The 11213-nt window shown below is 67.7% G+C and carries 7 protein-coding genes; 3 read left to right on the top strand and 4 right to left on the bottom strand.

Translation table 11 applies throughout. The annotated features are described in order from the left end of the window. Positions 1-228: 228 nt before the first annotated feature. On the top strand, positions 229-639 hold the full coding sequence (locus IHV25_RS10155; protein ID WP_192535017.1) for a DUF4326 domain-containing protein: 411 nt from the start codon (positions 229-231) through the stop codon (positions 637-639). 257 nt (positions 640-896) lie between these two features. On the opposite strand, the gene IHV25_RS10150 is transcribed toward IHV25_RS10155, so the two are convergent. From IHV25_RS10150 to IHV25_RS10135, 4 genes are read right to left on the bottom strand one after another with little or no spacing between them, the layout of a single operon-like run. Continuing rightward, positions 897-2033, bottom strand: a complete 1137-nt coding sequence (locus IHV25_RS10150; RefSeq protein WP_192535016.1) for an ABC transporter permease — start codon at positions 2031-2033, stop codon at positions 897-899. Beyond that, entirely contained in the window at positions 2030-2986 is a 957-nt protein-coding gene (locus IHV25_RS10145; protein WP_192535015.1) for an ABC transporter ATP-binding protein, read from the bottom strand. The genes IHV25_RS10150 and IHV25_RS10145 overlap by 4 nt, the downstream gene beginning before the upstream one ends. Then, positions 2983-3966: an HlyD family secretion protein gene (locus IHV25_RS10140; protein WP_192535014.1), complete on the bottom strand. Its 984-nt coding sequence runs from the start codon at positions 3964-3966 to the stop codon at positions 2983-2985. The genes IHV25_RS10145 and IHV25_RS10140 overlap by 4 nt, the downstream gene beginning before the upstream one ends. Before the next feature lie 3 nt (positions 3967-3969). Continuing rightward, on the bottom strand, positions 3970-6285 hold the full coding sequence (locus IHV25_RS10135) for a TonB-dependent receptor (protein WP_192535013.1): 2316 nt from the start codon (positions 6283-6285) through the stop codon (positions 3970-3972). Between the two features lie 731 nt (positions 6286-7016). Here IHV25_RS10135 and IHV25_RS10130 point away from each other — a divergent pair. Together IHV25_RS10130 and IHV25_RS10125 are read left to right on the top strand one after the other, a co-directional pair. Then, the gene (locus IHV25_RS10130; protein ID WP_192535012.1) at positions 7017-8885 is read left to right on the top strand and encodes an ABC transporter ATP-binding protein; all 1869 of its coding nucleotides are present in this window, start codon (positions 7017-7019) and stop codon (positions 8883-8885) included. Next, complete coding sequence (locus IHV25_RS10125; protein ID WP_192535011.1) at positions 8882-10615, top strand: ABC transporter ATP-binding protein; 1734 nt, start codon at positions 8882-8884, stop codon at positions 10613-10615. The genes IHV25_RS10130 and IHV25_RS10125 overlap by 4 nt, the downstream gene beginning before the upstream one ends. Positions 10616-11213: the final 598 nt, after the last annotated feature.

Here is an 11213-nt window from a genome sequence, read left to right as displayed (position 1 = left end):
CGCCCACTTTGCCAGATCATAGAAGAGCCCGAGTCGCCACGCAACACAAAAAAGTGAATATCCGTTTTGAATCTTCTTGTTGCAGCATTTTCTTTTGGTATTACCTCAAGGGACAAGAAACGAGAGACTCTTTCCGCAGCCGGTACGGGCGCTTACAGGACTCTGTACCGGGAAGCGGACCCGGTCACCCGGCCCCACCACGCCCCATTCAAAAACAAGGATAAAATCATGACCGCCAGGACCCCCGAACGTATCCAGCGCCGCCGCACAAAGGGGTGGAGCCTCGAGACCGAGGCCGAGCGCCTGGGCTGCACAGTCCGGGACATCGTCTATGTGGGACGGGGCACGCCCTGGGGGAACCCGTTCCTGACCGGTGTCGGATCGGTCCCCGCGCCGGGACCGCTGACACCGGCGCTGCGGGCCCGGCTGGTGGAGCACTACCGGACCTGGCTTCTGAAAGAGCCGGGGCACGAAACGCTCTGGGCCGGCCCGGACGCGGACCGCTGTCGCGAGACCGCCCTGGAGGCGCTCGGGCGCCTGCGGGGCAAGCACCTCTCGTGCTACTGCCCCCTGGACGGCCCGTGTCATGCGGATGTGCTTCTGGACCTGGCCAACCGTCCGGACACCGGAGACCGCTGAGCCTGCCCCACCCGCCATGACCGCCAGGTTCCCCGGGACCGCCTTCAGGCCGGGAGGGCCCGCTGTCCAGCCGGGAAGACGGGCTCTCCCGCACGGCAGTGGCAACGATCCCCTCCCTCCTGCCGGTCCGGAGGGCTTCGACGCGCCGCGAGAGGAACCCCGCCCCGGGGCCCTGCGGGCACCGGGGGAGTTGGGCGTTCGGGTTCAGGTTTGCCTTTGCCTTCGCGCATCCGGGTCATCCCCCATGAGCGTGCCGTCTAGTCCAGGGTGCGGCGATACAGGCGCAGCGAGAGGAAACCGATTGCCAAAAGAATGGCCACCAGCATCCCCACATCAAAGGCCACGTCGGCGAGCGTGCTTCCCTTCAGAATGATCCCGCGCACAATGCGAAGGAAGTGGGTCAGGGGCAGGGCCTCGCCCAGGGCCTGGGCCCAGCCCGGCATCCCCCGGAACGGAAACATGAAGCCCGAAAGCAGGATCGAGGGCAGAAGGAACGTCGAGGCCATCTGCATGGCCTGCAACTGGGTCCGGGCGATGGTGGAGAAAATAAAGCCGATGGCCAGATTGGCGCAGATAAACAGCATGCAGCAGGCGAACAGAAGCGCCAGATTGCCCTGGAAGGGGACATCAAACAAAAACGCGGAGGCCAGAAGGATGATCACCGTCTGCACCAGGCCGATCAGAATGTAGGGCGAGATCTTGCCCATCATCATCTCGAACGGCCGGATGGGCGTGACCAGAATGTTCTCCAGCGTGCCGCGCTCGCGCTCCCTCGTCATGGCCATGGCCGTCATGACCACCATGGTGGAGCTCAGCACCACGCCAATCAGGCCCGGCACCACGTTGAACTGGGTGTTGCCCTCCTCATTATAGCGCTTGTGCACGACCAGCTCAAAGGGAGGCGGCCCCTGGCGAAGGGAGGCGAGAGGACCGGACAGATCCCGGTCCAGGGCCGTTGCCGCCAGAAGCCCGAGGTTCCCCAGCGCATTGGAGGTGGCGGCGGGATCGGTGGCGTCGGCCTCCACCAGCAGTGCGGGCCGGTCCCCGCGCATCACATCACGGGAGAACCCCTCGGGAATGGTGATGACAAACTGGACCGCGCCGGACGCCATCAGCGCCCCGGCCTCGCGTTCATTGCTGTCGCGCGCCACGATGTCGAAATACCCCGACACCTCGAGAGCGCTGGTGAACGCCCGCCCGAAGGGCCCCCGGTCCGCATCGATCACGGCGGCGGGCAGGTTCTTGGGATCGGAATTGACCGCGAACCCGAACAGGGCAAGCTGCATCAGGGGCACCGACAGCATCATGGAAAAGGTCATGCGGTCGCGGCGCATCTGGATCAGTTCCTTGATGATCAGCGCATACCAGCGGTGCAGGGAGGCCAGAATGCTCACGACGGGGCTCCCGCAGCGGTTCCGGCGGCCCGGGCCCGGGCCATCAGGTGAATAAATGCGTCCTCCAAAGAGGCCGACGAGGCCGCCCACCGGAACCGTGCGTCGTCGAACACAGGGGACAGGGCCCCGTCCAGCGCCCGGGCGTCCACCCCGCCCACGTGAAGCGCGTTGCCAAAGGGCGCGATCACGTCCACGCCGGGACACCCCCGCAACTGCGCGGCCAGGGCGCCCAGGGCCCCGCCGTCCGCCGGATCGGCGGCGTGGACGCTGTACAGGGTCAGCCCGGCCCGGTCGATGATTTCCTGCGCGCTCCCGGCGGCCAGAAGCTTTCCATAGGCGATGTAGGCGAGGACATGGCAGCGCTCGGCCTCGTCCATGTAGTGGGTGGACACCAGAACGGTCATGCCCTCCGCGGCCAGGGCGTGGATCTCGTCCCAGAAGTCCCGCCGCGCGGCCGGGTCCACGCCGGCAGTCGGCTCGTCGAGAAGAAGCACCTGCGGCCGGTGCAGCGTGCACGCCGCCAGGGCAAGGCGCTGCTTCCAGCCTCCGGACAGCTGTCCCGCCAGCTGGCGGCGCCGGTCCTGGAGCCCCAGGCGCGCCAGGGTCTCGGACACCAGCATGCGCACGCCGCCAAGACCATGGACGCGGGCGATGAACTCGAGGTTTTCCTGAATGGTCAGATCCTCGTACAGGGAAAACTTCTGGGTCATGTAGCCGATGTGACGCTTGATCCGGGCTGCCTGGGTCCGAAGGTCATAGCCAAGGCACGATCCGCCGCCGCCGTCGGGGGTCAAGAGACCGCAGAGCATGCGCAGCGTCGTGGTCTTGCCGGACCCGTTGGGCCCCAGAAACCCCATGATCCGCCCCCGGGGAACGTCCAGGGACAGGGCGTCCACCGCAAGGCGGGCCCCGAACCGTTTCGAGAGGTCTCGCACACGGATGGCGGCGGTCATGGCGCGGCGTTCCGGATCGGGGGGTCCGGCAGCGTCACCCGGACGGGCTGGCCCGGGCGAAGGGCATCCCGGTGGGCGTGCGGGCGCGCCTCCACCAGGAACACCAGCTTCTCGCTGCGGTTTCGCGAATACAGGGTCGGCGGCGTGAACGAGGCCTCCCGTGCCACGTAGCTGACCCGGGCCTCCAGACCGTCGGGGCAGCCCTCGCACGCAAGCCGGACATCCGCCCCCGGCGACAGGCGGGAGACCTGCTTGGGACTGGCGAAAAACCGCACGAACACATTGTCGGGCGGCAGCAGGGACACCACGGGCTGCCCGGCCTGAACGGTCTCGCCCTCCCGGAACAGGACGTCCTCAATGCGTCCGTCAAGCGGAGCGCGGGCGAAGCGCTTCGCCTGCCGGCTGGAGGCCTGCTCAAGCTCGGCCTCGGCCGCCCGGATGCCGGCGCGGGCCGCCTGGATTTCCGCATCCCGCCCGTACCCCTCGCGTGCCCTCTCGAGGCGGGCGCTCACCATGTCCACCCGGGCCCGGGCCGCCTCGAACGCGCTCTCGGCCTGGTCCATCTCCGCCTGGGAAATGGATCCGCTGGACACCAGGGCCGTGCGCCGCCCCCGGTGCAGCTCGGCGTATTTCCGGTCCGCCTGCGCCTGGGCCAGCTCGGCCTCCAGGGCCCGGATTTCCGTGTCCCGCTGGGCCGACGCAAGGTTCTCGTAATTGGCCCTGGCCTCGTCAAGCCGGGCGCGGGCCCGCTCCACGGCGGCGTCCTCGCTGTCCCGGTCGAGGGTGTACAGCAACTCGCCCGCGCGCACCTGGTCCCCGCGCTCCACGGAGCGCGTGGTCACAATTCCGCTCTCGGGCAGGGAGATCCGCAAATAGTCGCCTTCGACGTAACCGTAGATCACGTCGGAAGGCGAACCGTCGCACCCGCCGGCCCCAAGAGCCAGAAGCAGCGCAGCGACGGTCCGCACAACCGAAACCAAGGTCTAGAACTTCAGAAACGCGGTGGCGCCGAACATCAGCGGCTCGCCCTGGGTCACCAGAACGCCGTCGCCGTTGTAGTGGGTCGCCGACGAGAGCACCCGCTTGTTGCTCAGGTTGCGCCCCCACAGGGAGAGGCCGTAACGGTCGTTCTCGACCCCGATGCTGGCGTCAACCATGCCGTAGCCGCCCTGGGACACCGTGTTCGCCGGATCAAAGTAGAACTTGGAGCGATACCGGTAGCCCACCGTGGCAAAGGCCCGCAGATCGTCAAAGCCCACCTCCTGCTCGTAGCCAAGCTGGACACTGCTGGTGAAGCGGGAGTGGTACTGCTGCTGCTTGCCGCTGGCGTTGACCGTCCCGGGCGCTCCGGTCCGCGGCGCGTTCTTGAAGTCACGGTAGGTGGCGTCCGCGAAGCCCGCGCCTCCCCCAAGCGAGAAGCCGTATCCCAGATCCGCGCGCGCGCTGATGTCAAAGCCATACGAGCGGCTGCGCTTCGCATTCATGATGGGCGTGGCGTTGGTGGCGGAATCGTAGCAAAGCACCTGCTGGTCCCGCCAGTCGATGAAGAACAGCGCGCTTTCCACGACCAGGCGACCGTCGAACAGGGCGTTCTTCATGCCCAGCTCGTAGTTGATCAGGGACTCGTCGCCGTAGCGGCTCTCGTCCATGGAGTAGATCAGCGAGTTGTTGAAGCCGCCGGACTTGTAGCCCCGCGCCACGCTGAAATAGGCGTTGTTGTCCGCGTTGAAATTATAGCGCAGGCCCGCTTTCGGAGTGACGTAGACCGTTCCCATGCGGTTGCTGAAGGCGCTGATCGGCAGGTCACCGGCCGCGTTGGGAAGCATCAGGGCCACATAGGCCGGCAGGTCGCTGCCCATGCGGAAGTCGTAGTCCTTGACGTCGTACCCGACGCGCAGGCCGCCAAACACATCCCAGGTGTCGCTCACCCGGTAGGAGCCATCGGCAAAGGTGGCCACGGACCAGGCGTCGGTTTCCCCGGTCAGCGACACGTTCGCGCCCGTGGATCCCGGGAACAGGGCGGGCATGGGGCCAAACTCCGGATGGGCCCAGCCGACGGATCCACCCCAGGTGTCGCCGGCAGAGTTCACGCGCCGGGCGTTGCTCCAGTCTCCGTACAGGCCGACGACGTACTGAAGGCGCTCGCCCTGCGCCGACGCCAGGCGGAGCTCCTGGGACACCTGGGTGAAGTCACCCTCGTAGCGGGTCCGGGACCGGGGGTCGTAGTCCTGGATCCCCATCATGGCGCCGAACAGCGTCATGTTGGCAAAATACCCCGGGGGCGCCTTGCGCCCGCTGTACTCGGTGACCTGGTTTCGCACGCCGGTCAGGCTGGTCAGGGTCAGGCCGTTCTGGAACTCGTGATCCACCTGGATCCGCCCGGACAGGGAGCGCAGGTCGCCCGCGAACGCATTGGGGGTGTTGACGGAGTTCTGACCGCGCCGGAACGCCGCCAGGGGGGTGTTCGCCCCGTCGTTCAGGTTCTGCTTTTGCACCTCGAACGAGACGCTGGCGGTGGTCGCATCCCCCAGGGCCGAGAGGAAGCCCAGGCGTCCGTGATAGTTCTCCCAGGCGTTCGCGTCCTTCTCTCCGGGCGCAAAGTTGTTCGTGTAGCCGGACGAGCGGTCAAACGCGAAGGCCCCGCGCACCGCCGAGCGGTTTTGCACAACGGGAACGTTGGCCATCACCTCGGTTCGGAACTGGCCGTGGTTGCCGCCGCTCACCTCGATTTTCCCCGCCCGGGCCGTGGGGTCGGGAACGTTGGTGATCAGGTTGACGGAGCCGCCCAGCGTGTTGCGCCCGTACAGGGTTCCCTGGGGCCCGCGCAGGATTTCGACGCGGTCCATGTCCAGAAGGCTCGAGGTGTAGGACTGGCTTTCCGTCAGGGGCACGCCGTCCAGGAAGAGACCCACCGACGGGTCGGAATCGTACTCGGACGACCCCACGCCCCGGATGGCCACGTAGGGCGTGAAGGCCGCGCCGGTCACGCCCCCGCCCATCATGACGTTGGGGGTGGTGGACAGGACATCGCGGGTGGTCATCAGGTGACGGCGCTCGAGCTCGGCGCCGCTGTAGACCTCGACGCTCATGGGAATGTCGAGCGCCCTCTCCAGCCGTTTCTGAGCGGTCACATAGACCGGCGCAAACTGGACAGGGCCTGCCTCCGCCTCCGCCTCCGAAACCACCGCGTTCCCAGGCGCGGGCGCGTCCTGGGGCGACCGGGCCGAAGCCTCGAGAGCCGGGAGCGACAGCGCGGTGACCGCGACTCCGCTAATAATACGCATTCTCATTGACGACATAGGGTAGTCCCTCCTAAAACCCGGATCTCCGCACTCCGAAACTCTCGCCTGCCGGGCTCGTCCGGCCCGCTGGAACCGAGAGCTGCCCACGCATTCCGTGATCGGGGCGGATCAGTTTCCCTTGTTGTTTTTTTCTGCCGCGACACAGCCATGTCCTTCAAAGACACGTTTTTTTGCTTGTGCCACAGTCTTCCCGATGCCCCTCGCCCTCCCGGAAAACCGAAAGGGAGCAGGACGCGCGCACGCCCGGAAACCCGGCGCCCTGCCCGGGGCAGACGGGCAGGAGCCGGGCCGGGCGGGGCAGCGCCCCGCCCCCCGGCCGGGGTCACAGGCCGCGGCGCGCGACCGGCTTCCCTCCCCAACCCTCGGGCGCATTCTCTTAGCGCCGTTCTTTGCGATTGACAACAATAATCAATGTCAGTAGGTGACAAAAGAGCGTTGCCCGAGAGTGGCCTGGGGGGCGGCGGCTGTGTCGCCCGAGGGAACCCAGCCCCCAGTCCCGGGGTCACCCGGTTCGGAACCCCGGCCGGTCTCGAGCCCGGGCACCGCAACGCCCCCCCCGGGGAAAACCGGCATCCGGTGCCTGACCAACACCGGGGCCGAACACCGGGGTCCGGGCATCAGGGATCCGGCCCTGCGCGCACACCGGCGAGGTGCAGACCCGCCCGTCTGTCTGTCCGCCCGCCCGCCTGTCTGTCTTTCTTTCTGTCTGAAAAACAGGATCTCGCAGAATGAACCCTGTCGACCCCTCCGCGAGGCGCTCGCCGCTGTCCGTCTACCAGAGCGCCCTTGCGCCCGATCTGTGGATGGTCGCGGGCGCGCTTCTGCTGGCCTGCGTGGCCGCCCTTCTCGAACTGGCGCCGTTCTGGGTCATCTGGCTTCTGGGCACCACGGCGCTCGCGCTGGGCTGGGAGAACACGCCGGTTCTTTCCCTGTGCCTGCTCCTGCCGGGTCTTGTGGGGCTGCGGTTTGCCTGCCAGGGCGCGGTGACCATTCTGGGCCATGTGGCCGCCTTCCGGGGCGAGTGCCGCCTGCGCCACCAGATGGTTGATCACATCGCCTGCCTGGCTCCGGTCCGGCTGGAGGGTAAAACCGGCGACTTCAAGCGGACGATCATGGAGGATGTGGGGCGCCTGAATGGATTTCTGGCCCACACCCTTCCCGATCTTGCCGGTGGCCTGTTCCTGCCCCTGGCCAGCGCGGGCCTGCTGTTCGCCATGGACTGGAGAATGGCCCTGGTGTCCCTGGGGCTCCTGCCTCTCATGGTCTGGGCCCAGGTCCGGCTTGGAGCGGGCGCGGCCGAGGCCTTCCGGGCCTGGACCGAAGCGGACGCCCGCGCGGCCCGGACCCTGCTGTCCTATGTGCGCGGCGTCGTCACGCTGCGGGCCTTCAACCGTCAGGCGGGCTCCCTGGACTCGGTGCGCCAGGGGATCCACGCCGTGCGGGATCTGGCCGTCTCGATCACCCGGCGCTCGGCCCTACCGTACTCGGTTTTCGGAATGACCCTGAGCTATCCCCTCGCGGTTATCCTGCCCGCGGGACTGTATTTCTATCGGGAGGGCTCGCTGACCCTGGAGACGCTGCTGTTCTTCCTGGCGCTCGGGGCCGGGGTGATGGCCCCGCTCTCGCGGGTGGTGTTTGCCCTGCACAGCCTGCGAAACATCCAGGCATCCGGCGAGCGGATCCGGGCCTTTCTGGCCCTGCCGCCGATGCCCCATGCAGCACCCGCCGGGGCGTGCGTTCGGCCCGACGCCCCGGCCGCTGTCCCAACCGGCACCCCAACCGCTGTCCCAACCGGCGAGGTCCGGTTCGAGGCCGTGGGCTACACCGTACCAACCGCCGACGGCACCGGGGCCGGGCTGCTTTCGGACGTGACCCTGTGCCTGCCGGAAAACAGCCTGACGCTGGTGACGGGCCCGTCCGGCGCCGGCAAAACCACCCTTGCGCGCCTTCTGGCCCGCCTGGACGATGTGTCCCAGGGCGCGATCACCATCGGCGGCCTCGACATCCGGAGCCTGACACCGCAGGAGCTGGCCGCGCGGGTGTCCATCGTGTTCCAGGATCCGGTTCTGTTTCACGCCAGCGTGCGCGACAACCTGCGCCTTGCCCGCCCGAACGCAACCGACGACGAGATCCGCGAGGCCCTGGAGGCCGCCGGAGCCGGGCCCATGATCCGCGCCATGCCGGAGGGTCTGGAGACCCGGGTCGGTGATCGTGGCACCCGCCTGTCCGGGGGCGAGAAGCAGCGGATCGCGCTGGCCCGGGCCTTCCTCAAGAATGCGCCGGTCCTGATCCTGGACGAGGCCACGGCCCACGTGGACCCCATCGCCGAGCGCGAGATCCAGGAGGCCATGGACCGGCTTGCCCTCGGTCGGACCGTGCTGGCCATCGCCCACCGCCTGAAGGCCATGGACCGGGCCGACCAGGTCGTTGTCCTGAGCGACGGGCGGATCGAGGCCGTCGGCCCGCATGCGACCCTTCTGGAGGACTCGCCAACCTACCGGCGCCTGTGGTCCTTGCAGCAGGAAGCCTCGGCCTGGAGCCTTGGCACCCCATCTCCCCTTGTGACCGGCACCCGGCGGAAGGAAGCCAGCGCATGATCACGTCCTTTCTGGGGTTTGACCTGAGCCCGTCTCCCGAAAGCCGCTTCGGGCGCGGCCTCGTTCTGGGCACGCTGGGGGCGTGTGTGGACGCCCTGCCCTGGTTCCTTCTGGCGCTGGCCCTTGGGTCGCTGGCGGGCGGGGGGCTGCCGGAACCGGGGGATATCGCCCTTGTCGCTGCCCTGGGTGTCGCGGGCCTGGTGGCCGGAAGCCTGTTCAAGGCCGCCGCCCTGAACGAGAATTTCCGGGCCACCTACACCGCTGTTGCCCACGCGCGCCTTGATCTCGCCAACCACATCGCGCGCCTGCCCGCGGGAACGCTACTCTCCCGCCGTGACGGGGCGCTCGCCGATCTTCTGACGGCCCGGTTCGCGATTTATCAGGATATCATCACCCACGTCTGGGGGCTGGTGATTGCCGGCGTGGCCCTGCCGGTGTCCCTGTTCGGGCTTCTTGTCTGGCTGGACTGGAGACTCGCGCTTGTGAACCTTGCTTTCCTGCCCCTGGCCCTGGCCGCCATTCCCTGGAGCTACCGCCTGCTCGACCGGGCTGGAGCCCACGTCTCCCGCGTGCGGGACGGCGCTGTGGCCGGGGTGGTCGAGGCTCTGGGCGCGGCCCGGGACGCCCGGTTTTTCGACCCCCAGGGTTCGCGGATCAAAAGCGTGCACGCCGACCTGGACGCCCTTCGCTCGGCCTGTATCCGGACCGAGACCGCGCCCGCCCCGGCGCTTCTCGCCTGGGGGCTGGTGCTGAACCTCGCCACCGTGGGCGTGATCGGTTTCGCCACCCTCGTGCGGGATCCGTCCGGGACACCGGTCCTGGTCCTGATCGCCGCCTTTCTGATTGCGCTTCGGCTCAACAACGCCCTTGTGGAGCTGGGGCTCTATCTGGCGGAGCTGCGGTTCTCGCGCACGATCCTGGGCCAGATCCGCGCCGTCTTCCTTGAGCCCGCACTCCCGGAACCCGCGAGCCCCGTGCATCCGTCGTCCTTTGCCCTGCGCGGCGAGGACGTCACCTTTTCCTTTGGCCCGGAGCGCGCGATTGACAGCGTGTCCTTCGACATCCAGCCCGGCACAGTCACCGCCCTTGTGGGGCCGTCGGGGGCGGGCAAGAGCACGCTGGCCTCCCTGATGGCCCGCCTGTGGGACGTGGACGGCGGGCGCATCACCATCGGAGGCGTGGACCTGCGGGACATGGATGCGCGCACGCTGAACGAGACCGTCAGCATGGTGCTTCAGGACATCACGCTGTTTGACCTGTCCGTGCGCGACAACATCCGTTTCGGGCGACCGGATGCGCCCCCGCACGAGGTGGAGGCCGCCGCCCGGGCCGCCTGCATCCACGACCGCATCGTGTCCCTGCCCGAGGGCTACGACACGCTCCTGTCCGCGGACACGGTCCTGCTGTCCGGAGGCGAGCGCCAGCGTCTTGCCATCGCGCGGGCCCTGCTGAAAAACGCGCCGGTGCTGATCCTGGACGAGGCCACCTCCAGTCTGGACCTGGAAAACGAGGCCCTGGTCCAGCGGGCCCTGAACGCCCTGTGTGCCGAGCGCACGGTTGTCGCCATTGCCCACCGCTTGTGGACAATCCGCAACGCGGACCAGATTCTTGTTCTGGACAAGGGGCGGATCATTGAGCGCGGGCGTCACGACGAGCTTCTGGCCCTCGACGGGCTGTATGCCCATCTCTGGAGAGCCCAGAACGCGCCCGCGCCCGCGTCCGCCGCCTGACGGATCACCGAGGCAGAACCCGGGTCGCGGACCGGGGTCTGTCAGGGTGTCGAGAAGGGTCGGAAGGGGTGTCCGGATCACGGACGGGGCCCGCAGGCGCGGATCTGCGGGCCGGGATCTGCGGGCGGGGGCTGTGGCCCCCGAGGCATCCTCCGAGAGCTTTACGAGGCGGGCCCGCAGGTCGGGGTCTGCGATTCCCGAGGCGCCCCCAAGAAAGCGCCCCAGGATGTGCCTCCTGATCCGGTGTCTGTCCCGCCCTGGCCCGCTCCGGCCCGGTCCGGAGGTTCCTGTCAGCCGACAGGGCCCGACATCCCTCACAGCGCCCCTTTTCCTGACCTGCCGCACAATTGGCCGCACAGGGCACGCACGAAAATACGGCGCCTGCGAAGCCCCCAAACACGTATGCAGATCCGAAGGCCAGACGCCGGCACCCCTGGTTTTCAAAACGAACAGATGAACGCGACCGGCTCGGGCTTTTCGGCAGAAAGCTTGAGGTAATACCAAAAGAAAACGCTGCAACAAGAAGATTCAAAACGGATATTCACTTTTTTGTGTTGCGTGGCGACTCGGGCTCTTCTATGATCTGGCAGAGTGGGCC

The sequence above is a fragment of the Phaeovibrio sulfidiphilus genome (assembly GCF_014861485.1).
Classification (GTDB): Bacteria; Pseudomonadota; Alphaproteobacteria; order Rhodospirillales; family Rhodospirillaceae; genus Phaeovibrio; species Phaeovibrio sulfidiphilus.
The sequence above is the reverse complement of the archived record's forward strand: the minus strand, read 5'-3'. Positions and strand labels throughout refer to the sequence as shown.

Coding starts and splice junctions, on each gene's coding strand:
- IHV25_RS10155 (WP_192535017.1), top strand. CDS start 229: ATGACCGCCAGGACCCCCGAACGTATCCAGCGCCGCCGCACAAAGGGG.
- IHV25_RS10145 (WP_192535015.1), bottom strand. CDS start 2,986: ATGACCGCCGCCATCCGTGTGCGAGACCTCTCGAAACGGTTCGGGGCC.
- IHV25_RS10135 (WP_192535013.1), bottom strand. CDS start 6,285: ATGTCGTCAATGAGAATGCGTATTATTAGCGGAGTCGCGGTCACCGCG.
- IHV25_RS10130 (WP_192535012.1), top strand. CDS start 7,017: ATGAACCCTGTCGACCCCTCCGCGAGGCGCTCGCCGCTGTCCGTCTAC.
- IHV25_RS10125 (WP_192535011.1), top strand. CDS start 8,882: ATGATCACGTCCTTTCTGGGGTTTGACCTGAGCCCGTCTCCCGAAAGC.